General features: G+C 56.1%; 19 protein-coding genes, 1 tRNA gene and 1 pseudogene. 9 read left to right on the top strand and 12 right to left on the bottom strand.

Features of this window, described 5'->3' with window-relative positions; genetic code table 11:
- The first annotated feature begins 5 nt into the window (after window positions 1-5).
- The 3 genes from AC0V61_RS14185 (at window position 6) to AC0V61_RS14195 (ending at window position 9433) form a co-directional block, all read left to right on the top strand.
- Window positions 6-3800: a hypothetical protein gene (locus AC0V61_RS14185; RefSeq protein WP_486158583.1), complete on the top strand. Its 3795-nt coding sequence runs from the start codon at window positions 6-8 to the stop codon at window positions 3798-3800.
- 18 nt (window positions 3801-3818) lie between these two features.
- Window positions 3819-5948: a methyl-accepting chemotaxis protein gene (locus AC0V61_RS14190; RefSeq protein ID WP_486158585.1), complete on the top strand. Its 2130-nt coding sequence runs from the start codon at window positions 3819-3821 to the stop codon at window positions 5946-5948.
- Between the two features lie 293 nt (window positions 5949-6241).
- Window positions 6242-9433 carry an Eco57I restriction-modification methylase domain-containing protein gene (locus tag AC0V61_RS14195; RefSeq protein ID WP_486158587.1) on the top strand — a complete coding sequence of 1064 codons (3192 nt, stop codon included), beginning with the start codon at window positions 6242-6244 and terminating at the stop codon, window positions 9431-9433.
- Window positions 9434-9901: 468 nt separating this feature from the next.
- Here the strand turns inward: AC0V61_RS14195 and AC0V61_RS14200 are convergent, their stop codons facing one another.
- Window positions 9902-10342: a MerR family transcriptional regulator gene (locus AC0V61_RS14200; protein ID WP_486158589.1), complete on the bottom strand. Its 441-nt coding sequence runs from the start codon at window positions 10340-10342 to the stop codon at window positions 9902-9904.
- A gap of 83 nt (window positions 10343-10425) precedes the next feature.
- On the opposite strand from AC0V61_RS14200, the gene AC0V61_RS14205 reads away from it, so the two are divergent.
- Both AC0V61_RS14205 and AC0V61_RS14210 read left to right on the top strand, forming a co-directional pair.
- Window positions 10426-11067, top strand: coding sequence for a cation efflux transmembrane domain-containing protein (locus tag AC0V61_RS14205; protein WP_486156472.1), 642 nt, complete (start codon window positions 10426-10428; stop codon window positions 11065-11067).
- 1 nt (window position 11068) lies between these two features.
- Complete coding sequence (locus tag AC0V61_RS14210) at window positions 11069-11431, top strand: DUF3703 domain-containing protein (protein ID WP_486158591.1); 363 nt, start codon at window positions 11069-11071, stop codon at window positions 11429-11431.
- A 103-nt stretch (window positions 11432-11534) separates the two neighbouring features.
- On the opposite strand, the gene AC0V61_RS14215 is transcribed toward AC0V61_RS14210, so the two are convergent.
- Window positions 11535-11768 carry a hypothetical protein gene (locus AC0V61_RS14215; protein ID WP_486158593.1) on the bottom strand — a complete coding sequence of 78 codons (234 nt, stop codon included), beginning with the start codon at window positions 11766-11768 and terminating at the stop codon, window positions 11535-11537.
- Window positions 11769-11816: 48 nt separating this feature from the next.
- On the opposite strand from AC0V61_RS14215, the gene AC0V61_RS14220 reads away from it, so the two are divergent.
- The 3 genes from AC0V61_RS14220 to AC0V61_RS14230 are packed head-to-tail and all read left to right on the top strand — an operon-like array spanning window position 11817 to window position 14610.
- On the top strand, window positions 11817-13625 hold the full coding sequence (locus AC0V61_RS14220; RefSeq protein ID WP_486158594.1) for a TonB-dependent receptor plug domain-containing protein: 1809 nt from the start codon (window positions 11817-11819) through the stop codon (window positions 13623-13625).
- Window positions 13626-13642: 17 nt separating this feature from the next.
- Entirely contained in the window at window positions 13643-14200 is a 558-nt protein-coding gene (locus AC0V61_RS14225; protein WP_486158596.1) for a methyltransferase family protein, read from the top strand.
- Window positions 14200-14610 carry a DUF4345 family protein gene (locus AC0V61_RS14230; protein WP_486158598.1) on the top strand — a complete coding sequence of 137 codons (411 nt, stop codon included), beginning with the start codon at window positions 14200-14202 and terminating at the stop codon, window positions 14608-14610. The genes AC0V61_RS14225 and AC0V61_RS14230 overlap by 1 nt, the downstream gene beginning before the upstream one ends.
- Before the next feature lie 42 nt (window positions 14611-14652).
- Here the strand turns inward: AC0V61_RS14230 and AC0V61_RS14235 are convergent, their stop codons facing one another.
- The 9 genes and pseudogenes from AC0V61_RS14235 to AC0V61_RS14275 form a co-directional block, all read right to left on the bottom strand.
- Window positions 14653-15282, bottom strand: coding sequence for a hypothetical protein (locus AC0V61_RS14235; protein ID WP_486158599.1), 630 nt, complete (start codon window positions 15280-15282; stop codon window positions 14653-14655).
- 1 nt (window position 15283) lies between these two features.
- A complete protein-coding gene (locus AC0V61_RS14240) occupies window positions 15284-15598 on the bottom strand; it encodes an HGGxSTG domain-containing protein (protein ID WP_486158601.1) in 315 nt (104 codons plus the stop codon).
- A 77-nt stretch (window positions 15599-15675) separates the two neighbouring features.
- Window positions 15676-15810 carry a hypothetical protein gene (locus tag AC0V61_RS14245; protein WP_486158603.1) on the bottom strand — a complete coding sequence of 45 codons (135 nt, stop codon included), beginning with the start codon at window positions 15808-15810 and terminating at the stop codon, window positions 15676-15678.
- Window positions 15811-15889: 79 nt separating this feature from the next.
- Window positions 15890-17200: a hypothetical protein gene (locus tag AC0V61_RS14250; RefSeq protein ID WP_486158604.1), complete on the bottom strand. Its 1311-nt coding sequence runs from the start codon at window positions 17198-17200 to the stop codon at window positions 15890-15892.
- A 1-nt stretch (window position 17201) separates the two neighbouring features.
- Complete coding sequence (locus AC0V61_RS14255) at window positions 17202-17384, bottom strand: helix-turn-helix domain-containing protein (RefSeq protein WP_486158606.1); 183 nt, start codon at window positions 17382-17384, stop codon at window positions 17202-17204.
- 171 nt (window positions 17385-17555) lie between these two features.
- Window positions 17556-18473, bottom strand: a complete 918-nt coding sequence (locus AC0V61_RS14260; protein WP_486159570.1) for a tyrosine-type recombinase/integrase — start codon at window positions 18471-18473, stop codon at window positions 17556-17558.
- A 33-nt stretch (window positions 18474-18506) separates the two neighbouring features.
- Window positions 18507-18659: pseudogene (locus AC0V61_RS14265) on the bottom strand (integrase arm-type DNA-binding domain-containing protein); the annotation flags it as partial.
- A gap of 245 nt (window positions 18660-18904) precedes the next feature.
- Window positions 18905-18979 (bottom strand) — tRNA-Asn (locus AC0V61_RS14270).
- A 141-nt stretch (window positions 18980-19120) separates the two neighbouring features.
- Entirely contained in the window at window positions 19121-19951 is an 831-nt protein-coding gene (locus AC0V61_RS14275; RefSeq protein ID WP_486159572.1) for an NAD kinase, read from the bottom strand.
- Between the two features lie 204 nt (window positions 19952-20155).
- On the opposite strand from AC0V61_RS14275, the gene AC0V61_RS14280 reads away from it, so the two are divergent.
- Window positions 20156-21010 (top strand): EAL domain-containing protein, encoded by an 855-nt coding sequence (locus tag AC0V61_RS14280; RefSeq protein WP_486158608.1) that lies wholly within the window; start codon window positions 20156-20158, stop codon window positions 21008-21010.
- A 3-nt stretch (window positions 21011-21013) separates the two neighbouring features.
- Here the strand turns inward: AC0V61_RS14280 and mfd are convergent, their stop codons facing one another.
- A complete protein-coding gene (mfd, locus tag AC0V61_RS14285) occupies window positions 21014-24511 on the bottom strand; it encodes a transcription-repair coupling factor (RefSeq protein WP_486158610.1) in 3498 nt (1165 codons plus the stop codon).

The raw sequence follows: 24511 nt of genomic DNA on the forward strand, positions 1-24511 counted from the left end.
AGCTCATGACAAACCGTAACTCCCATTTCCCTGCCTCATCACGCACGAGCAATGCATGGGCGCTCAGATGCTCTTTGATAGCAGCAGCCGCGGTCTCGGCGCCGAGCGTTGCGAAGGCCGAAAGCGGGGCAGGGCGTACTGCAGAGCCCCCGATCGTATTTGTTTCTGTCCCAGTGGTTCAGGGCGAATTTAACGCCTCGACCTCGAAGGCAGCGATTGCGAGAGCGGTTGCGGCAAAAGGGCCCGCCAAGCCAGCAGCCTTGCGGTCTCTCCCAAAGCCAGTGCCGAATGCCAGAGCAGCAGCACCAAAGGTTGCTGATGCTGAGCTTGTGCAAATTTCTAACGGCGAGCCAATTGGTTCAAGCACGCCAGAAGTTCAAAGAAACGAAGCGCTTCAGGAAGCGGGTGCCTCTGCGAACAGCCGGGTAGAAGACCAGAAGGCTGAAACAGCTTCATCAGACCCGCACCAAATCCGGTTTCGCGCTGATACGCTTGTCATCAACCCGGTCCTAAATGTCGGGCTTGTGGATTCCGCAAGAACCGCTGCGGCGGGCGAGACGGTCAGCTTTTTGAGCTACAACAATTATCCCGCTTTCGTTGAACGCGGGGAGCTGCGCATTTTCCGCGCCTCGCAGTCACCCGATGGCGAGCCGGTTGCGGTGATCGAAACGGACCGCAATGGCGCAGCAAGCTGGCAAGTGCCCACCGGCAGCGCCTCCGCGCTGTTCTATGTCCTGCGCGTGTATGGCAAAGGCGGGAAGTTCGATGAGACGAGCCCGCAAGAGCTCACCATTGTCGATGCGCAGGTTTCCAGCGTCCTTCGCCAGGAAAAGGTCGAACGCCCGAACTTTGGCACCATTGACGAAACCGCACGCCGCAACATCGAGCTTGGCGGAATGATGGCCAGCGTGAGCGGTTATGCAGACCCTTTAAACGAACGCGTGTTTGTCGCAGGGCAAGCCGTACCGGTCGATGCTGATGGCCGCTTTGCCGCTCAGCAAATCGTTGCCCGGCGCGGCTCTGCCTCGCGTCTCGGCGTGGTTATCGAGCGCGGCGGACGCAAGGTTCACGAAGTCGAACAAAGCTTTGCCGCCCCTAAGGACGATTGGTTTATCGTGGGCCAAGGCGAAGTCACTCTGGGCGAAAGTCTGGGATCAGGCCCCGCCGCCGATGTGTCGGGCGACCCCACGGCTGAGGGCACCTACGCGATTGGTCGCGGCGCGTTTTACGCGAGCGGCGTGATCGGCGATGAGGAGGGCGATGACAGCAAGGATATTCGCATCACAGCCTCGCTTGATACAGGCGAGACTTTGATCGAGGACCTCCTCTCCAACCTTGATCGCAAAGACCCCACACAGCTCCTGCGCCGTCTTAACCGCGAGCAATTTTATCCGACCTATGGCGACAACTCGACCCTAGTGGAGGACGCGCCAACGCAAGGGCGGTTCTATCTGAGAGTGGCGCGTGACGACGATCAGCTCGTCGTCGGCAATTTCACCACCAGCATCAATGGCGGCGAGCTGGCTCAGCTTGATCGCGGCCTCTTCGGCGTGCTGGCCGATGTGAACTCGCAAGAGACCACCAGCTTTGGCGAGCGCAAGCTCCAAGTCACCGCCTTCGCCTCTGACCCCGGCACCGTTCCGGGGCGCGAAGAGTTTCGCGGGACGGGCGGTTCGCTCTATTTCCTCAAACGTCAGGATGTGTCCGTGGGCTCGGAACGCCTGCGGATCGAGACGCGCGATGTGACCACGGGCCTAGTGCTGGAATCACGTGATCTGTTCCCGCAGCAGGACTATGATTTCGACCCCTTCCAAGGTCGGATCACCCTGCTGCGTCCCCTCGCCTCGATTGCCTCGACGGGGGCAACCGTGCGCGAAGGGCCCACATCGGGCAGCATTCCGGTGTTGGTCGTGCGCTACGAATTCTCCCCCACAGTGGGCGATCTCGAAGGCTACACCATTGGCGGGCGCGCAAGCGCATGGCTGGGAGACTCATTGCGCCTCGGAGCCACCGCGCAGCGTGATACCGTCGAAGAAGCAGGGCAAACGCTGATCGGAGCAGACGCTTTGCTGCGCTTCACCGCTGGCACATATCTGAAAGCCGAAGTCGCACAAACCGACGGCCCCGGCTTTGGTCAGTCCAATTCGGTCGATGGCGGCCTCAGCTTCACCGATATCGTCAATCCGGGAGCGGGTGTTACCGCCCAAGCCTATCGCACCGAATTGGCGGTCAACTTGGCTGAGCTTCTAGGCGAAACGGGCGATGCAGGCGAGTTTGCAGGGTATTTCGAACATCTCGACCAAGGCTTTGCCTCGGCAGGCCGCTTGGCCCCTGCTGAAACCCGAGCATGGGGTCTGAGTGCGTCCATGCCCGTGGGTTCCATCGGCGGGATCGAAGCGCAATATGACGAGCTGACCTCTGGTGCTGCCGGTGACAGCCGCACGGGACGCCTCGATCTCTCCACTACCTTTGGCGCAGTCACGGCGAGCGCGGGCTTTCGCTATGAAGACCGCACACCAGGCACGCTCAACAACTCACTTGCCGATGGCAGCCGGTTGGACGGCGCGGTTGAGCTGGGCGTTGATCTGGCCGACAACATCAACGTCCACGCCTTTGGCCAGATGACGCTCGACCGCGATGGCACGCGTCAGCGCAACAACCGCTTTGGCGGCGGTATCAACGCACAAGTGGCTGAGCGGATCGGAATTGTCGGCGAGGCGTCTGCTGGCGACGGCGGGCTTGGCGCAGATGCGGCGCTCAATTACCGGCTGGGCGACGGGTCAGAGGCCTATGTTGGCTATTCGCTCTTTGCCGATCGCACGGACACAGGGCTCGATCCGCAAAACATCTTCACCCGCTCCAACCGCAGCACGTTGACCGTGGGCGCGCGCCACCGCTTCACCGACAGCCTCAGCGTCTATGGCGAAAACCGCACAGGGATTGGCGGCACAGCGCCATCGCTCATCCGCAGCTTTGGCCTTCGGTTTGAGCCCAACGAGCACCTCTCCTTCACAGGGTCCGGCGAGCGTGGGCAGATCGATGATCCCACCACCGGCCTCTTCCGCCGCACAGCGGGCAGCATCGGTGTGGGTTATGTCAATGAAGGGGTGCGCATCGGCTCTGCGATTGAGCTGCGCAAAGAAGACGGCAACGGCATCGACCAGACCGTCTGGCTGCTTCGCAATGACCTCTCCTATTCGGTAAACCCCGATTGGACCGCGCTCGCCCGCTTCAACACGGCCAAGGCGGACAACGACAGTGCCTCCGTGCGCGCAGCCGAGTTCACCGAGGCCATGGCAGGCTTTGCCTATCGCCCGGTCGATAATGAACGCCTCAATATCCTCGCGCGCTTTCAATATTTCGAGGACTTGGGGCCCGCCGGACAATTCACCGGATCAGGTGAGGTCGAAAGCCCCAAACAGGAGAGCATCGTGGGCTCGATTGACGTGAATTACGACCTCAGCAACCAGCTCACCGTGGGCGCCAAATATGGCTATCGCTCTGGCCGCGTCTCGCTTGGCAGAGACAGCGATGAATTCATCAGCTCAAACGCGCACCTCGCTGTCTTGAGAGCCGATTACAACGTCCACCGCGACTGGGATGTGCTCATCGAAGGCCGCGCGCTTTGGGTCGAGCTCTCCGATGATGTGCGGTATGGCGGGCTTGGCGCGGTCTATCGCCACCTTGGCAACAATGTGAAAGTGGGCGTTGGCTATTCGCTGTCCGATTTCTCAAGCGACCTCACCGACCAATCCTTCACCAGCCACGGCCCTTTCCTCAATATCTTGAGCAAATTCTAAGCATCTTGGATCGCGGTCTTGAAAGCAAAGCTGAACATACCATCGTTCCTCGCCAACCTCCCGATCGCTCTTCGGCTATCGGTGCTTGCCTTGATCCCTCTTTTGGCGGTTCTTGGACTGACCGGGCATTCTCTTGCTGATCAATTTGCGTTTGCGCAGCAGACAAGAAAGGTGGAGACGACCATTGCATTCAGCCGCGATGTGTCTGCGCTTGTCCATGAGCTTCAGAAAGAACGGGGGATGTCGGCCGGCTACACCGCGAGCGCGGGAACAAAGTTCAAAGCTTCTTTGGCAGAGCAGCGTGGCCAAACGGATCAACGGATCAAAGCCCTGGAAGGGCAGCTTGAGGCTCTTGGACAGGAGCGGTTCAGCGATGCTCAAAGACAAGCCATTGGGCATGCCTCGCAGCGCCTGAATTTTCTTTTGCAGAAACGCCAAGAGGTCACAGCGCTCAATTTGAGTGTCGGGGAAATCGCCAGTTACTACACAGATATAATCGCAAGCCTTCTGAGATTTGTCACATCAACACAGGTCCAAGAACGCGACATCGCAATCGTGGGTGGCCTGACTGCCTATGACAATCTCCTACAGGCGAAAGAGCGGGCCGGATTAGAAAGAGCGATGGGTGCGACAGGCTTTGGCAAAGGCCAATTCGAGCCCCGCATCCACCGCCAGTTCATTGAGTTGATTTCGCGTCAAGAAAGTCACTTTGACGTCTTTGAAGCACACGCCTCACCTTCTCAAAACGATGCTCTTGCAGAGGCCCTTAGCAGTGATGCAGCCAATTTGGTCGCTACCATGCGCCGCGTGGCGATTGGTGACCCTTTCGAGGCAAGAGCCAAAGATGTGGACGTGGATCAATGGTGGGCTGCGACCACAACAAGAATTGACGCCCTAAAGAAAGTCGAAGAGCTTGTGGCAGGCGATCTTCAGACGCTCGCCGAACAAAAGTCGAGCGCTGCAAGCCATGCACTTTGGTCAAACCTGCTTTTGGCTTCAGCTCTAACAATCGCGATGGTTGTCCTGGTCGCGGTTATCGCTGCCACAATAATACAACCCCTTCGGTCGTTGAGTGTGTCTACGCAGCGCATGGCAGAAGGCGATTTCACAAACGCTATCAAAGTGAATGAAACATCAGATGAAATCGGCACACTCGCTCGGTGTATCCGCATCTTTGGAGAGGGGCTCATCGAAAGGGAAGCTGAAAGAGAAAAACTCGCTCAAGCGCAAACACGCATCCAGCAAGAGCGTGAAGCGCGTGAATTGGATCGAAGAAATGAGGCAGAGACCATCATCAGCCGTGCGCGCACAGTCGATACGATCACTCATTCCTTGGATGAAAGCATGACAGGCACGCTCTCTATGTTTGCAAAGTCAGTTCAAAAACTCAGGGATACAGCGCTTGTGATGGAGGCCGAAGCTTTGGGAAATGCACAGCGCGCATCCGATGTTGCCGATGCTTCAAGACAAACAAACCTCAGTGTTGAGACAGTTCTGCGCGCAACGCAATCGATGTCGTCGTCGATCCAAGAGGTTGTTGAGCAGGTCGCAAACAGCTCTAGTGAGCTTTCATCTGCGGTCGAATTGACCCGGTCCACCGACGATCAGATCAGCTCTCTTTCCGATTCAATGAATGACGTCGGGGCGGTTGTCGAAACGATCGGTGGGCTTGCAGAACAGACCAACGTGCTCGCGCTCAACGCGTCGATCGAGGCAGCACGCATCGCTAATGAAAACCAAGGGTTTGCAGTTATTGCCAACGAAATACGAGCATTGGCAGCCAAATCAGGCGCTGCCAGTCAGGAGATCGGTGCCACTGTTGATGCCATGCAATCGAGGGTCACATCGGCAATCGATGCAATTGCGATGATTGCGCGAATAATGGAGCGCTTGGAGACCAATGGCAAATCCGTCTCGGGCGCCATGGAAGTTCAAGCGCAAACCGCCAACAGCATTGCATCAAGCATGACAGAAGCATCGCGCGGCGTCACTCAGGTTGATGCGAACATCGAAAGGATTGCTCTTTCAAGTTCTGAATCCTGCGAGAAAGTGCGCAGAGTTCTTGAGGCTACCACCGATTTTGGCGATCAAACCAATCACGTAAGAACCAGGCTCTCCCAGTATCTGTCGGACATAAAGGCGGCGTAATCTCAGCACACGCAGCATGTCCGGTAAAACTGCCTGAGTATTGCGCGATGTCGACGGTCGGATCGCAGGAGGGTTGCGGAGCCAGCCCTGCTTCAATCAATGAAACAATTTCGATTGAGGCAAATGGGCGGACGATAGACCAGCTTATTGGCTATTTACGCGCGCGCAGCCAAAAACCTTCGAGCGGCTAAACCATGTCCTATAAATCAAGTTTTCCCTGTTGATTTTGGGAAATTAATTGGCGGCTGGGATCAACGCTACTAGGCTTTCTGGGCGACTATTGGAGCGGGGCCTTGCAACTATTCAATCCAAAGACCCTTAAGGGGCATATTGAGCGAGCAGAGGCACCAGACCCACCCAAGATCGCCATCTTGGCAGACTGGGCCAAGACCATCAGCGACCGCTCGATTGAAAGCCAAAAAGAAACGGCGCTTCATGGTGAGTTTAAGCAAAAGATCGTTTGCGATGTTCTGGGCTACCAACCGTTCAATGAAACGGGCGATTGGAGCGTCGCAACCGAACAGGCGATAGGAGCGGGCTCGGTTGATCTTGCGCTGGGGCGGTTCACCACCAGCAAAGCCGATATCATTGCGCCTTTCGAGCTAAAAGGCGCAAAGACCAAAGACCTCGATGCCATTATGCCCGGGCGCGCCAAAACGCCGGTGCAACAAGCGTGGGAATATGCAGCGGACAATGCAGGCACCAAGTGGGTGCTTGTCTCCAACTATCTCGAAATCCGCCTTTACAGCTATGCAGACGGGCGGCAATTTTTCGAGAGCTTTGATATCGCCAAGCTCCACCAGCCGCACGAATATCAGCGTTTCTTGCTGCTTTTGTCAGCGGATAACCTGCTTACAGGAAAGACCGCAGAAATCCTCGCCGCCAGTAAGGCGGAAGACAAAGACATAACCGATGCGCTTTATGCAGACTATAAGGCGCTACGCTCGGACTTGATCGAGGCGGTAAGGACGGCAAAGCCTGATCTTGACCCCCTTCATGCCATCCGCTTTGGCCAGACGATACTCGACCGAGTGCTCTTTATTGCCTTTGCAGAAGACAACGGCCTGCTCCCTGACAGAAGTCTGGAGCGAGCGTTTGAACACAATGACCCGTATAACCCGCGACCCGTCTGGCAGAACTTCTTGGGCCTTTTCACAGCGATCAACGAAGGCTCAAGCGGGCTCAACATCCCGCGCTACAATGGCGGCCTGTTCAAACGCGACGAACTAATCCGCTCACTCGAAATCGCAGATGACATTTGTGAAGGGTTCAAGAGGCTGGGGGCCTATGATTTTGCCAGCGAAATCTCGGTCACGGTGCTGGGTCATATTTTTGAGCAATCCATTGCCGATGTGGAGCAACTTCAAGCCGAGGCGCGCGGCGAAGAGGTCAATGAGAAAAAGGCAAGCGGCACCAGCGGTCGGCGCAAGCGCGATGGCGTGGTTTACACCCCCGACTACATCGCCCGGTTTATCGTCGATCAAACGCTGGGCACGCATTGCCGCGAAATTTTCGACGGCATTCTGGCCCAATATGCCGCCAAGGGCGCAAGCGCCGACGATGAAGAGATCAAATGGAAGCGCAAGAGCGCCGAAGGCGAGGCGTGGAGCGCATATCGCGACCGTTTGACGGCGTTGCGCGTGGTCGACCCCGCGTGCGGTTCTGGCGTCTTTCTCATCATGGCTTTCGACTATTTGAAAGCGGAATTGCACAAAGCGAATACCAAGCTTGCCGAGCTTGAGGGCAAGGGCATGGCGGGAGGCCTGTTTGACCCGGACAGCGAGATCCTGACGAACAACTTGTTTGGCGTGGATGTGAATTCAGAAAGCGTGGAGATCGCCAAGCTATCGCTTTGGATCAAGACGGCGCGGCGCGGGAAGGTGCTCGACAGCTTGGATGCGAACCTGCGCGTGGGCGATAGCCTGATCGAAGACAGCTCTTATGCGTACCGTGATGAAGGCTTTGTCTGGAAAGAGGCGTTTCCCGACGTTTTTGCCGAAGGCGGCTTTGATGTTGTGCTGGGCAATCCGCCTTATGTGCGCATGGAGCTAATAAAGCCCATGAAGCCATGGCTGGAAAAACGGTATGAAGTGGTCTCAGACCGGGCGGACCTTTACGCCTATTTCTTCGAGCGTGGGATTAAGCTGCTCAAGCCCGGCGGGCGGTTGGGTTATATCAGCAGCGCCACGTTCTTTAAGACCGGGTCTGGCGCGCCCCTACGCGATTTCCTGCGCAAGAACGCGTCAATCGAAAGCGTTGTCGATTTTGGCGATCTCCAGATATTTGAAGGTGTGACAACTTATCCGGCAATCCTGACCATGAGGGCAGGGGGACCACCACAGGCGCACAATCTGCAATTCTGGAATATCGAAACTCTGCCAGAAGATAGCTTTGATGATGCATTTTCAGATGCGCGTGAGCCCTATCCTCAGCAGGCGCTTGAGCGCGGTTCGTGGGAGCTTGAATCTCCAGCCTTGCGCAAGCTTCGGGCGAAAATCACCGATGGAAAGCGGACACTGAAGGAACTCTATGGTGCGCCGCTTTATGGGATCAAAACTGGCCTCAATGAAGCCTTCGTGATCGACACACCGACAAAGGAGCGGCTCTGTGCGGCTGATGCTCGCTCTGTAGAACTCTTGAAGCCCTGGCTCGAAGGAAAGGATTTCAAGAAGTGGCGCACCGAACCAAGGGGGCTATGGGTCATCTACATTCCGATTGGGCGTATAAAGATTGATGACTATCCGGCAATTCGTGATTGGCTTTTGCCGTTCAGGAATCGTCTCGAAAGGCGGGCGACAAAGCAAGCATGGTTTGAGCTGCAGCAAGCTCAAGAGGCGTATACGGCTTCGATGGAGAAGCCTAAGATCATTTATGGGCATTTTCAGCCGGAACCCCTTAACAGCCTTGAGCTAACTGGCGCTTACTCAAATAATAAGAGCTACCTCATCCCAACATCCGACAATTGGCTCTTGGCGCTGATGAATAGCAGGCTTGGCTGGTTTAGTTTCATTTCGCGCACGACAGCGGTTAGGGGGTTTTACGAAGCTACTGCGCAACATATAGAAAAATTGCCAACCCCCGAAGCTTCCGACACTGTCAAAGCCGCGTTGGGCACGCTCGCTGAAACCGCTCAAACCGCCGCTGAAAAGCGTTACAAGCTCCAACAAAGCATCACCCGCCGCATCCCGGACCTTGCCGCTGATCCAGCCCCTGATAAACCAGCGCCAAAGCTCTCCACAAAGCTAAAAGAGTGGTGGGCGCTGCCCGATTTTGCCGCTTTCCAGAAAGAGGTCAAAAAGTGCCTCAAGGCTGAAATCCCACTCAAACAACGCAGCGAATGGGAAGACTGGATCACCCAGACCCGCGATGAGATCGGCGCGCTCACCGCTAAGATCGCTCAAACAGAAGCCGAGATTAACACGCTTGTCTACGAACTCTTCGATCTAACCCCAGAGGAGATCGAATTGCTGGAAGCCAATATCTAAGTAGGCATAAGACACAGCCTCGATCACTATCCCCTCAATGGTGCCGCAGCCTTGCTTGCACAAAAGGCATGCACCCCCAAAACCTACGAACGCCTACAAAAGGGGTTTGAGCATTGGGAACCCATGTGTTCGCATGAAACAATGCAACTGGTACGCGCGCACTGATGCAAACCGTAACACCTCCGATTGGGGCTCAATGGGCAGGTTCAAGACCAGATTTCTCTAAAGGCCTCAGGCCAACACTTTGGCGCCTAACGATTTTTAGAGAAAATGTGGCTCCGAGTTGGAGTATAACTCACCAGGCTTAACCTTCGGAAATATTGTTAAAAAAATGGAAAAGGCGGCCTTCTAACAGTAGCGTTCCCCCAGTTCGTCCCCCGTTGCGTTCTTGTGGAGGCGATAATTCTCTGGATTTGAAATGATAGCGCGAACGATGGAACAATAGGGACTTAAAGTGTGTCGTAGTCTTTAAAGCCCCTCGATTTTTTCATGTCGATCAGTCTCACACTGGCTGTGATCGTTGAGCGCCTCGATCACTTTGCAATTCGCCATTGCTCCACCACCGCAGATTGTCGAGATACGCTCAAGCTCATTTTCTAGGGATTGAAGCTGTGAGATACGCTGTCTGATCAGGGCAAGCTGTGTTTCGGCGATTTCATTGACCGTCGAACAGTCCGTTGTCGGCTCAATTTGAAGGTCGAGCAACTCGCGGATGCTATCTAGAGAGAAGCCGAGATGGCGGGAGTGCCGGATGAAGGTGACCCGCTGAAGGTCTTCTCCTCGATAAATCCTTCTACCTCCAGCGCTACGCTCTGGCTTAGTGATCAATCCAACCTTCTCATAGTAACGGATCGTCGTGATTTTCACGCCTGATTGCTTCGAAAGCTCACCGATAGACAAAGATTGCATAGAGTTATAACTTTCCGCTTGCTTCTACAGTCACTGTAGCTCGTATCAACCTGCCTGTCATCACGACTCAAGGGAAAAGAGCAATGTCAGGCTGCTGCGAAGAGAAAGTGTTTGATGGGCTGTCGCCCGCCTACAAGCGCGCCTTGATTGCGGTTATCGCGATCAATGCAACAATGTTTGTTGTCGAAATGTGGGCTGGCATCACTTCTGGCTCGCAAGCGCTAAAAGCGGATGCGTTGGACTTTGCAGGCGATGCGGCGACTTATACGCTTAGCTTGGCTGTCATCGGCGCATCTGTTCGGACAAGAGCGATGGCCTCGCTTGCGAAGAGCGGATCGTTAGCGATCATCGCTGTCGCTGTGCTGGCCATGACCGCATTGCGATTTGCGGAAGGTGTGCCTCCCCAAGCGCAGACTATGAGCCTCGTCGCTTTACTCGCGCTGGCGGCCAACGTCGCGAGTGTCATCATCCTGCTCAAGTGGCGCGATGGCGACAGCAATGTCCGCTCGGTTTGGTTGTGTTCGCGCAATGACGCGATTGGCAATGTTGCTGTAATCGCGGCTGGCTTTCTTGTTGCCGCAACCGCGAGCGCTTTGCCGGACCTGCTCGTGGCGCTTCTGCTGGCAGGACTGTTTCTGCGATCATCTGTTTCCATCGCTCGGCAAGCATTTGCGGAACTGCGTTCAGGCGAGGCGCAACCCGCGTGCGCGAACGAAGGACAATGAGATGACACATAGCCAGAACAGCCGCATCAAGTCGTTCCTGCAAGACCAATATCGCAGTGCGCGCAGTGCTGAAAATGCTGGCAAGATCGAAGACGCTTGGGATCACTTGGAGCGAGCGCATATCGTCGCCCAAGGGTTGTTCGCACCGCACCTCTACTCGCATTGGCGGATGCTCGCACTTGCTGCAAAAACTAGAGACCTGCGCGAGATTATGGGTCAGCTAGCGCGGCTTGCTCTCGCACCTCTCGGCAATCTCACAGGTCGGCTCCCTGTCGGTAACACAGGCCGCTCCGATGTTAGCGCCTTTGATCACATGGATATTCCATCTGACCTCAAAGCCATTCTTGAAAATCAACCAAAATAACTCCCCAATCAAAGAAACGCTCAAAGGACTTATCGTGACCCCTCGACTTCACACCTTCTCCATACTTTGCGCACTTCCCTTGCTTTCGTTGGCAACCGCGAGCCTAGCGAATGATCATGGCAATTCTTCGCCCCAAGACGAGGGCAACATCGCTCATAAGCACACCGAAGGCCACGACGAGCACGAGGATCATGGGCACGAGGATCATGGGCACGAGGATCATGGGGCTGGGGACCATGATCATGATGGACACGGGCATGAAGACCATAAAGGGCACGATCACGGCGATCACGGCGATCACGGCGATCATGAGGCACACCAGGGTCATGGCGGGCATGGCGACACTTCCGGCATTGTTGTCAGAGGCACTCGCGTTCCGCGCCGGGTGAAGGATCAACCAATCAGGGTTGAGGTCATCGCAAGCGAAGAGATTGTCGAAAAGACCATCATGCGCCCCGGCAACATTGCCACCCTTGTGAATGAAACAGGGGGAGTTCGGGTGCAGGTGACTTCGCCAGCGCTGGGTGCGGCCAATATTCAAATTCAGGGTCTAGAAGGTCGCTACACTCAGCTCTTGGCGGACAACCTTCCACTCTTCGGCGGGCAGGCCTCGGCCCTCGGTCTGCTTCAAATTCCTCCAACTGATCTTGAACAAGTTGAAGTCATCAAAGGATCTGTTTCTGCTCTTTATGGCGCGTCTGCGCTTGGCGGTGTGATCAATCTTATATCCAAGCGACCGGGCAGCGCATTCGAGGCCGAAGTCTTAGCCAACATCACCTCGCGAAATGGGCAGGATTTCACATCGTACCTTGCGACACCTGTGTCCTCCAATCTTGGCGTTTCGCTGACCACAGGCGCACACTTTCAGGCGGCGCAAGATATAGATGGCGACGGTTGGGCTGACATGTCTGGCTTTGATCGCTTCGTCGCGCGTCCTCGCTTTCAATTTGATGGTGAGGATGGCTCTTCCGTCTATCTTACCTTTGGGGCCATGACCGAAGAACGCGTGGGGGGTACCCTGCCCGGACGTACGGTTCCTGACGGCACAAGCTTCGTGCAAGCACAAGATACAGACCGCTTTGATGCGGGGCTGACATTCAGCAAGCCTCTTTCAGCGGATGCAACGCTATCTGTGCGCGGCTCCGCGATGCAGCAAGACCATATCCACCAATTTGGCGATGTAGTGGAAGATGATAAACATGTGGCGTTGTTTGGCGAAAGTTCTGTCACGATCATTGACGGCGCGACATCGCTTGTTGGCGGAGTAGCGTTCCAGTCTGACCGCTATCGCTCCGATACTTTTCCAGCTTTCGACTACACTTTCGACGTGCCCGGCATCTTTGGGCAAGTGGAATATGAGGCATCCCTAGACCTTACCCTTGCAGCGAGCGCACGTGTCGATTTCCATAGCGAATATGGCACACAGTTTAGCCCTCGGTTTTCCGCTCTATACAGGCCGGGTAATTGGACAGTGCGTGGGGCGTTCAGCCGTGGGTTCTTTGCTCCTACACCCTTCGTAGATGAAATTCAGGCAGCGGGCCTATCTCGATTGGAGCCACTCTCAGGCCTTGAAGCTGAGACAGCTCAAACCGCATCATTGGACGTGTCTTATACGGATGGTCCGTGGGAGGCCAACGCGACCCTCTTTGGTGCCAACATCGAGAACGCAACGCGGCTGGACGAGATAGGCCCTGACAGCGTTCAGATCGTCAATATTGACGGCACAACAAACGTACGCGGGACAGAGCTTTTGCTGCGTTTCAGACGCAATGGCTTCATGATCACCGGTAGCTATGTTTATGCAGATGCCACTGAGCCGAACCGGTTTGGACTGGGCCGCAGCCAAGTGCCCCTAACTCCCAAACATACCGCTGGTTTCGTTGCTATCTGGGAGAAACACGATAGCCACCTGCTTGGGTTTGAGGCGTACTACACTGGGACGCAGGCGCTCGAAGACAATCCATTCCGCGAAAGGTCGCGCGACTTCTTCTTTCTGGGCCTCTTGGGTCAAATAACGCGCAGGAATGTGAGCTTTTTCCTCAACGCTGAGAACCTGCTGGATATTCGCCAAACCCGCTATGATCCGCTTTTGTTGCCGCAGCGAGCGCCAAGCGGAGAATGGACTGTTGATGCTTGGGCACCGCTCGAGGGCTTCACTTTGAACGGCGGCATTCGGCTCAAGTTTGGTGGATAGCAGGTAACCTCAGCATCATGTGGCTTGAATGGGTTCTCTTTGGCGTATCGCTGAGTTCGATCACTTCGATCTTTGCGCTCGCTGCTATTGCCGCTTTGCGCAGTGAGTTTCAGTTTTTCCCGCCGCCAAACAAGCGAAGCTGGCAACATCGGATATTCATAACGCTCTTCCGGCTCTTCCTTTACCCGCTCGTTGCGCTGACGGTTATTTCCTTCGAGCCGTTGAGCAATGGTGGCTGGGCGCTGCACTATGGCATCGGTGGCTTCTTGCTCTTGGTCGGTTTCGGACTGGCGGTTTGGATTACGCTGCAAATGGGTTGGCGCAATGCGTTTGGAGAAAAACGCGGATTGGTCACAGGCGGTTGGTTCAAGTTCAACCGAAACCCGGTCTATGTCGCAACTTGGGTGGGGCTCCTAGGCTGGGGTCTGATTGCAAACCAGTGGCCAGTGACAATCCTACTGTTGGCATGGGCGCTTCTCTATGTGCTCGCACCATTCGTAGAAGAGCCTTGGCTCGAAGCTCAATATGGCGCGGCGTATCGTGACTACAAAGCAAAAACGCGGCGGTTTTTCTGATGAATTGGCAACATCGTATCGCAGCCTCGTATCCGCTCATCTCGGGTCTGATCTTCCTTGGTTTGGGATTGATCACGCTCTTCCGACCGGAAATCCTCGAGTACTACGGCATCGGTGCCGATAGCGGCTCAGCACGAACGGCAATTCGCGCAATGATCGGAGGCGGGGAGGTCGGAATTGGGATTGTCATGCTAGGTGGGGGGCGATTGGGCTTCTCGGTCAGTCAAAGATGCACCTTGGCTGCGACGATCTTCTTTTGTGTGGGTCTCGCAAGGCTATTGAGTGCCGGTTTTGAAGGTGATCTGCATCCCACGAGCCAACCACTCAGGGAAGCTTCAATAGAGCTCCTATTGGGCTTCTATGGGGCGTTAGCGGCCGCCATGAATCAAAAGGCCAAATCGAGTCGCTGAATTTGGAATGCTAGCAAGCGGGCGGTTCTTGTTCATGTCACTTCAGAACGCCCTTTCTCCCCCGCCAAGCCTTAGAGCCATAGTCATCATTTCGATTGAACATAGGTCATCTAGGTATTCGAACTCCCTTAGATGCCGTTCAAATGTCTTGTGGTGCATTCCTTTGGGGCGAGAAATGAAATTCCCCCAGCCTTGCTCGCATCCCAGCTTCTTCTGGAGCCGGAACAAAGCTTCAAATGGTCGGTCTCGTGATGAAAGGCGCTGCGATTGGTAACCCAACTGCCAAGCTTGCCGTGAAGCAAAACGATCGCCGCCCGGAGGGAGGTATAGCTTGCCAACCCGAACGCCACGATAAGGGCAGATCATCCACCATCGCTTGCCACCATAATTTGGCCGAGTATGGCAAAGCCGCACAGTTTGTTTGACGTGCTCTTTGTCCTCGCCATCGCCTCGCGTGTAGGACAGCTTGAGCTGTTCTTCGCCTTGCAAGTGCATTCTCGCGACATAGCTGATTGAGCCGCTAGGCTGCCCGCCGCAACTCCAATGTAGAGTGCTTTGTGTGATTGCGCCTTCCTTGGCGTAACCGCTTCTTAGCATCCAAGCTAAATCAATCCGCATAGAAGCATCCGCCGTTGGTCGCCCTCCATAACGACCGGAACCAAATCCACCCATTTCAAGCCTGCCTTTCAGCTCTCGAAGTCTGAGATTTTCCTAGATCATTAGCCAATTCATCCCTCTCATGGGGTTCGCTTCGCTTTTGAGTTTTTCCATTCTGTGCAGATCGACGCTTGCCTCTCGCTGTCTTTGGCCCGGTCGAATGTCCGCCATGCAATTTGCATCGACCTGAGCGATACAGGTCTCGGCGCTTGCAGGCGGTCCCCGCGCGGGTTCTCGCGCCACAGGTTAGGTCGGTCAGGATCGATGGAAAGTCGCCGCCACGATCGCACCATTGCCGCCAAAGCGCTCGCTTTTCATTCTCAGCAGTCATTGCCCCTTTTTTCTGCCTTACGCTTCGACTGCGTGTGCATGCTGGGAAAAGGAATCACGTTTGCTCTTGGTGGCTCGTCAGATTTGTTGTGCGAACCGTGGGGCAGTGCCTTTGCCATCCAGACGGCCGCCTCTCTGAAATGTGCCTCTGCCTTCATAGTCAGCCCAAGCCTCCCATTGATTGCCAAGGGTCAGACCAATTGTCTTGTTCATTATCCGGACCCTCCTGAAAGGAGGGTGGCTCGTGCGTAGGAGACTTATAGGAATCGTTGATGTCTCGTTGAAATGACGTTCAACTCAGCGTTGAACTACCGTTGAAGTCAGCAAACCTCTTGTCTGCGGTTGCAAGAAGTTCTGGAGCATTCTCAGAAATAATGCCCCGAAACGTTTCAACCATGCTTGGTGCGTCTTCAATCAGGTCTTTCCACCAGCGAGAGGCGTTGAGAGTTCTGGCGCGATGTCGCAAGCGAGGGATACCGACAACCGTGGCTTGGCGCGCCAATTTATCGGCTGGGACAGTGAACCAATGAGGCCCATTGGCCTCCCATCTTTCAGCATACTCGACTGGGTTATCTGCATCGCTCGAAAGTGCACTCGCAGCTCTTGTTGCATAACTACCGACGATGGACTCCAGCTCATCCCAAATCACCTTGCTATGCCGAGAGACTGCGATTGGATAGATACGGTTAGCATCGTCTTGGTCATCTTCCTTGAGGTAGTAGGCCCATTCTAGTGCGCCAGAATCTTCTAGGATTTTGACCCGTTCGAAGAAGTCAGCTGCCCCGTTTTCGCCTTCATCTTCTTCTTCATGGGTCGGCTCACGCCAATGATGGGAAAGTGGTCCGCTTTGAATGCGACAAACCTGATGCTTCATGTGAAACTTCCAAATTTGCAAAGAGGCAGTTGCCCCAGCCTTTTCCCGCGAAAACTTTGTCCAGAGAAAGCTGTCATCTACGCCACCATGTTCGGCCAAGTTTTGAAGCGCGTAGAGATCAACAAGCAGCTGGAAGGCCAAGGGGTCGCGCGACATCCGGATGCGTTCAATTACCGATGCTATATTGGTAGCATTCTTACCGAAAGCCTCGCCAACCAACTCCATGGGCAGGAACGCTTTAACCAGCGGGCGCTTGCGTTGCGCATGGAGCTTTCCATCCTTATCGCGAACAAGCCAACCGTCAATTTCCCCAGTGGTCGCAGCGCTTTTCTCCTTGGGCGTTGACGGAAGTTGACCGCTCTCGATCATGCTTACCACTGCCTCAACATGCTTCCGCATTGGTTTGCGTGTTTCAATTGGAGGCAAGTCAATCCTTGGCTTTCGGGTCCCTTTGCCAGAAAGCCATTTCAATAAACCGGCGCTCTCAAGCTTCTTCATTGCCGTGTCGGCCTTGCGCCAATTCAATGAAGTTCGTCTATTGATTGCCTCTCGCGACCATGTGCTAGTGCGATTGTCAGCACCGGTCCCAGCCGCTAGAACAAGATACGCGGCAGCGACATCTACGCCTAGCTCACAAACTAATTTGAATGTTGGAACATCAACCAAAAAGAGATGCCCAAGGTCTTTCGTGCGCTTTCCTTTCTGTGGCGTAGATTGACTGTCAGGCATCTTAAGCCGCAATTCCATCGGTTCCAGCTTCTGCAAGCTTGTTGATGCTTGCGACCTTTACCAATCGCCTTGTGCCTATCGTGACGCATTCAAGCGTGTTGTCCGAAATAAGCTCGTAAGTTTTGGTCTTACCGATACCAAGAGTACGCGCTGCATCTGCAATACTGCAAAGCACGGGTTCCATTTTCAAAGTTCCTCATATTTGTCCCCGCTTGCAACCGCACAAGCACGCCGGAACATGTGTGGAACTTCTTATACAGTATAGGCGAGTCGCTCGCCACGTTCGCGCCAATCCTTCCACAAGAAAGTCGGGGAAAACTGGAGGCTTAATGGGTTCTTTTCAAGTCAAATGCTACTAGGCGCGAGCGGGCATCGAAATAACGGTAGATTCTCCTCGCTCCAGAGAGAATTTCGCCCACGCGTTCATCATTTCACGCCTTTTGTCGAAAAAGTCAGTGCGGCGATAAGCCGCCTCAACTGCCTTCGCCACAGTGTGCGCCAAAGCGGCTTCGGCTACTTCTCCCGGCTGGCTTGTCTGCTCAGCTGCCCAATCACGAAATGTTGAGCGGAAGCCGTGGACAGTGCAGGGCACTTGCATATCCCTGAGCACTTTTGTGAGCGTCATATTGCTAAGTTCTTTGCCCGCACCAGAGGGGAATACCAAATCGGTTCCGGCTTGCTTCATTTTGGCCATATGGCGCAGCAACTCGACTGCCTCCGGTGATAACGGGACGCGATGCAAACGGCGAGCCTTCATACGCTCGGCTGGCACAGTCCAAACTTTTGCATCGAGGTCGATCTCGCTCCATTTAGCACCGCGAACCTCGCCGCTCCTTGCAGCCGTTAGAATAGCCAGCCGAAGGGCTAACGCTCCCATTCCGCGCTTGTCGGCAAGACGCTGCATAAGAGTAGGGAGCTCTGAGTAGGGAAGGGCCTCAAAGTTTCCGCGCTTCGGTTGCGCGGGAAGCCGATCAGCCACCGCTGGACCTAGCGTTCCAATAAACAACGCGCCATCGGGCCGAGCAAAGCGAAGAGTGCGGATTATCAGGCTACGCACTTTTCGTGCGGTTTCGGGCTTGCTTGTCCAAATGGGCCTCAAGCACTGAGCAATGGCATCAGCATCGATGCTTTGGACATGCAGCTTTCCTAGAGCTGGAAAAGCGTAAGTCTTGAGCTGTGATAGGCTTTGTCTGCGCTTGGCATCAGAGATTTTTGCATCGGCAGCTTTAGCTTCAAGGAAGCCAAGGGCAGCTTCGCGGAAAGTGCGCGTCATTTCCTTTGGTGGTCTAAGCGCCAAGTGTGGGTCACGCCCAGCGACTAAAGCTGCCTTTACTAGTGCCGCCTTCTCGCGTGCTTCCCCAAGCGGAACGGCTCTTAGGCTGCCGATACCAAATTCGCGCCTTGCGCCATCATTTTGGATGCGAGCAATCCAGCTCGCCTTTCCAGATTCTGCGCACAAATAGGATCAATCCGTCGCCATCATGGTGCTTTCCCGGCTTCTTCGCCGCTGCCCGAATGTGCGCCTGTGTAAGTCTGCCCAATTCACCCTCGCAGTTAGAGGTTCTCAAATTCCCCCATTTAGTCCCCCATCAATAGCGCGAAATGGCACGGCAAGCAACGAACGCGAGCGCGCCGCTGCGGATAAGTTTGCCTAGAGAATTGGAGGGTTTTCCGGTTGCGAGCGAATGTCAGCGAAGTGGAAAATGGCTCCCCGAGTTGGATTCGAACCAACGACCAAGTGATTAACAGTCACCTACTCTACCGCTGAGCTATCGGGGAGCAGCTTCCCAAGCGGTGTTAAGGGAAGCGAGGACGCGCCTATATGCAGGCCTAGCAAGCTTGGCAAGAGGGCGCGTTTGCTTTTTTGCGCATTCCAGTGGAATCTCTCAAAAATTCAGAACGACGAAAAGGCTAAAGCCCTCAGTCAACCGCGAATTGCTCCGATACGATCCGCTCGGCCAGGGACTGACCTGGATCGAAAAGCAATTCGAGCGCGCTGGAGTGATCGATATCTACGCTGACCTCGGCAATATCGCGAAGTTCCTTTTGGTCTGCCACCGCTGCAACAGGGCGTTTGGCTGGCTCAAGCACGCGCAGTGTAATCCGCATTTCATCAGGCAAAATGGCGCCGCGCCAGCGGCGAGGGCGAAACGGGCTGATCGGGGTAAGGGCGAGCATCGAGCTGTCCAAAGGCAGGATCGGGCCGTTGGCAGACAGGTTATATGCGGTGGAGCCAGCTGGTGTGGAGACAAGGATACCATCGCCCACCAGCTCTTCGATACGCACGCGGCTTCCGACTGTGACTTCGATCTTGGCCGTCTGGCGCGTTTCACGAAGCAGCGAAAGTTCGTTGATGGCGCACATTTTGTGCATCTCGCCATCTTGCGTAACGGCTGTCACCCGCAGCGGTGAAATCGTTTTGCCTCGCGCTTTTTCAAGCCTGCGCGTAACATTCGCCCGCGTCTCAAAACGGTTCATCAGAAAGCCAACGGTGCCTCTGTTCATCCCGTAAGCCGGAACAATCCGCCGCATATCGAGCATGTTGTGGAGCGTGTGCAGCATAAAGCCATCACCGCCCAACACGACCACGGCATCGGCATCGGATAGAGGAACCCAGTCACGCTGGTCGGAAAGCTTTGCGAACGCTTCTTGGGCCCGCGGTGTTTCGGACGCGACCAAAGCGACTTTTTCGAACCTTTTCGCGCCCGCGCCATTCGTCTCGCGCCCGTTTGTATGATCCGATGCACCCATAGCGGCTGCGGTATCCATATGCGTTCTCCGCAAGAATTTGTCTCGCTGCCTTGCCAAGATGCAACGTCCGTAGGAGAGGTTGTATGAGACAAAAGCAACGCGCCCCCCAAAATTCGGCGCTAGTGATGAACCCTGATGTTCCAAAATTGGCCGGATTGCAATCAATCAGCGCAATTGTAAAAGGAAGGGCTAGAGGGCGAGGCGATGGCTAATGCGAAAACATCTAAAGCAGCGCAGCTAGCGGGCTCCTTACGCGGTCCGGTGAGCGGTGAGATCCCGGGTGTGAAGCCTGGAGCACTGGACGCAGACCTACTTCGCGCGCTCGACCGGCGCGAGATTGAGGTACTGTTTCAGCCGCAGTTTTCGTGCCGCACAGGCGCTTTGGTCGGGGCAGAGGCTCTGGCGCGCTGGCAGCATCCGACTTTGGGTACGATTGGGGCGCGCGATCTGTTTGCTATCGCTGAACGTGCGGCATTGGTTGCGCCTTTATCGCGGCATGTGGTGGCGCGGGCGCTGGAAGATGCAGGCGAGTGGCCGCGCGAGCTCACCGTATCGCTCAATATTACGCCCGAGGAATTGGGTGATCCGCGCTTCGCCGCCGACTTTGCGCAGGTGATCGCGAAGAGCGCGATTGAGCCTGAGCGCATTATGCTGGAAATCACTGAAGACGTGCTTTTGCGCAATCTGGAGCAGGCGTCTTCAGCTTTGCGGGCGTTGAGGAAACTGGGTTTCCGCACCGCGCTCGATGATTTTGGCGCTGGCTTTTGCAACTTCCGATACTTGCGCGAACTGCCTTTGGACGCTCTAAAGCTTGATAAGATTATGGTCGATGATGTGCCGGGTGATGCCAAGGCTCTCGCAGTGCTGCGCGCGATCATGCAGCTGGGCAAAGCGCTTGATCTGGATGTCTACGCCGAGGGGATTGAGGACGATGTACAGCGCGCGGCGATTACTTCAGAAGGTTGCGATTATTGGCAAGGCTTCCTGCGCGCTGAGCCGATGAAGAGCGATGAGGTGCTGGCGCTAGCGGCGACAGCGCGGGGCCGGGGGCATGGTTAGGCTCTAGGCAGCTTTCTGACGCTGGTGTTTCCGCACTATGCCTGAAAGCCCCTTGGTCAGCTGGAACAACCCATTGAGGCGGCTTTCCGGGCTGCCCCAGGCGCGGTTGATGACCAGCTTCATATCGGGGCGCAGTTTGGCGGTTTCTTGGCCATTTGCATTGAGGCGGTCGACATAGGCGATTAGGCCGGGGCCATCGGGGAAGTTGTCCTTGTGGAAGGTGACCAGCGTTCCCCGAGCGCCCACGTCGATCTTGGCGATATTGGCCTCGATGGCTTGGTGCTTGATCTCGATCAGCTTGACGAGGTTTTGTGTGGGCGCTGGAAGGTCGCCGAAACGGTCGATCATCTCGGCGGCCATTGCCTCGATCTCGGCCTTGTCATTAGCTTGGTTCAGGCGGCGGTAGAGCGCCATGCGGACGGCCAAGTCGGGCACATAATCCTCGGGGATCATGATGGGTGCGTCCACTGTGATCTGGGGCGAGAAGGCATCTTGCGCTTTCTCAAGGCCCATTTCGCCGGCTTTCGCCGCCATTATCGCGTCCTCCAGCATGGACTGGTAGAGCTCAAAGCCGACCTCGCGGATGTGGCCTGATTGCTCATCGCCTAGCAGGTTGCCTGCGCCTCTGATGTCGAGGTCGTGGGAGGCGAGTTGGAAGCCTGCTCCAAGCGAGTCGAGGTCGCTGAGAACTTTGAGGCGTTTCTCCGCGATTTCAGAGAGTTGTACGTCCTTCTCATAAGTGAGATAGGCATAGGCGCGCAGTTTGGAGCGGCCCACGCGGCCTCTCAATTGGTAGAGTTGGGCGAGCCCAAAGCGATCGGCGCGATGGATAATAATGGTGTTGGCGCTCGGCAGGTCGAGGCCGCTCTCAACAATGGTGGTGGAGAGGAGAACTTCATATTTGCCCTCATAGAACGCGCTCATCCGCTCTTCGATTTCGCCTGCGCCCATTTGGCCGTGGGCGCTGATGGGTTTCACCTCGGGCACGTTTTCGGCGAGCCATTCTTCGACCGCTGCCATATCGGAGATGCGGGGGACCACGATAAAGCTCTGCCCGCCGCGGTGGTGCTCGCGAAGGAGGGCTTCGCGCATGACCATATCGTCCCACTCCATGACGTATGTGCGCACGGCCAAGCGGTCGACCGGAGGGGTCTGAATGGTGGACAGCTCGCGCAGACCCGTCATCGCCATTTGCAGCGTGCGAGGGATGGGCGTTGCGGTGAGGGTGAGCATGTGAACATCGGAGCGCAGCTGTTTGAGCTTCTCCTTGTGGGTGACGCCAAAGCGCTGTTCCTCGTCGACGATCACGAGGCCAAGGTTCTTGAACTCGGTTGATTTGGAGAGGATGGCGTGGGTGCCAACGATGATGTCGATGTTGCCGTTTGCAAGGCCCTCGCGGGTCTCGGTCGTCTCTTTGGAGGAGACAAGGCGCGAGAGGCGGCCAACGTTCAAGGGGAAGCCGGCAAAGCGTTCTTTGAAGTTGGTGTAGTGCTGGCGCGCAAGCAATGTGGTGGGGGCGACCACCGCGACTTGCTGGCCGTTCATGGCCGCGACAAAGGCTGCGCGCAGGGCAACCTCGGTTTTGCCAAAGCCGACGTCTCCGCAAACGAGCCGGTCCATTGGCTTGCCGCTTTCAAGGTCGCGCAGGACATCGGTGATGGCTGCGTCTTGATCGTCGGTCTCCTCCCACGGGAAGCGGTCGACGAATTGGTTGAAGCTGGCTTCCTCGGCTTGGAAAACGGGGGCTTTTTTCAGGGCACGTTCGGCGGCGACTTTCATCAATTCGCCAGCGATTGCGGTGATGCGTTCTTTGAGCTTCGCGCGGCGTTTCTGCCAGGCTTCGCCGCCCAACCGGTCGAGCATTACGGCGTCTTCGGAGGAGCCATAGCGCGAGAGGACTTCGAGGTTTTCAACCGGGATGAAGAGCTTATCGCCGCCCTTGTACTCAAGCTGCACGCAATCGTGCTGGCTCTTGCCGACGGGCACGCCTTCGAGGCCCATATATTTCCCGATGCCGTGTTCGACATGGACGACAAGATCGCCTTTGGTGAGCGCTTGAAGCTCGGCGAGGAAGGCGTCGGAATCCTTGCGCTTCTTCTTGCGGCGCACAAGGCGGTCGCCGAGCACATCTTGCTCTGTGAGGATTTCGAGCTCGTCGCTGGCAAAGCCGGTATCGAGTGGCAGGACCATCGCGGCGATCTTGCCTTTGGCCGCCAATCCTTGCGCTTCCTGCCAGCTTTCGGCGATGACCGAAGGCGCGCCTGCTTCGTCGAGGATCGAGGCAATCCGGGCGCGGCTTCCGGTGGAATAGGCGGCAAATAGGGCCTTCTTGCCGGACTTGAGAATAGCGCTGAAATGCTTGGCAGCGGCTTCGTAGATGTTGTCACCGCGAGCGCGTTCGGGAGAGAAGTCGCGGGCTGCTTTGAAACCGAAGTCGAGAGTTGTGCCGCCCTCTGGCTCGGCGAAGACGCTAGCCTTGTGAGCCTTTGCTTCGGCGATGGCGGTCTTAAACTCGTCTTCGGCGAGGTAGAGTGCGTCTTTGGCCAATGGGCGATAGCTGCCCGACTTCTCGCTGGCGATGCGCTGGCGTTGGTCGTGGTAGTCGGTGATGTCGGAGAGGCGCTCTTCGGCGGCTCCGATAGCTCCAGCGTCCATCACCACCACATCGTCATTGCCAAGGTGGTCGAAGAGTGTCGCGAGCTTCTCCTCAAACAGAGGGAGCCAATGCTCCATCCCCGCAAGCCGCCTGCCATCGCTCACCGCTTCGTAAAGCGGGTCTTGGGTCGCGTTTGCACCGAAGAGCTCACGATAACGGGAGCGGAAACGCTTGATGCTGTCATCGTCGATCAGCGCTTCGGACGCGGGGAGCAAGAGGTGGTCCTGCAAGCGCCCGGTGGACCGCTGAGTGCTCGGGTCAAACAGGCGAAGGCTCTCCAGCTCATCGCCGAAGAAATCGAGCCTCAAACCCTCATCCAAGGAGGAGGGGAAGATGTCGACAATCGACCCGCGCACCGCAAATTCGCCGTGATCGATCACCGTGTCGGTGCGCGAGTAACCTTGCCGGGTGAGAAGGGCGGCGAGGCTGTCATGGCCTATTGTTGTGCCCACTTTAAACTCGCGCACACTCTCGCGGATGCGAAACGGGGTGAGGACGCGCTGCAGCACGGCGTTGGCGGTTGTGACCACCAATTGCGAGGAGCTCGACGGACGCTGCATGCGGAACAGAGCGGACAAACGCGCCGCGCTCACCGAAAGCGCGGGCGAAGCGCGGTCGTAAGGCAGGCAGTCCCATGCAGGGAATTCCAGCACCTCAACCTCAGGCGCAAAGAACCGCGCCGCCTCTGCCACAGACCGCATCGCGGCATCGTCGGGCGCGATGAATACGGCACGCTGCTTCGCTGCTCTTGCAAGGTCGGCCAGCACCAGAGGCTGCGCGCCTCGAGGGAGTGAGGAGAGCGTCAGCGGCGCGTTTGCGGACAGGATGCGGGAAAGGTCAGGCAT

The organism is Erythrobacter sp. JB1-4 (assembly GCF_057365025.1).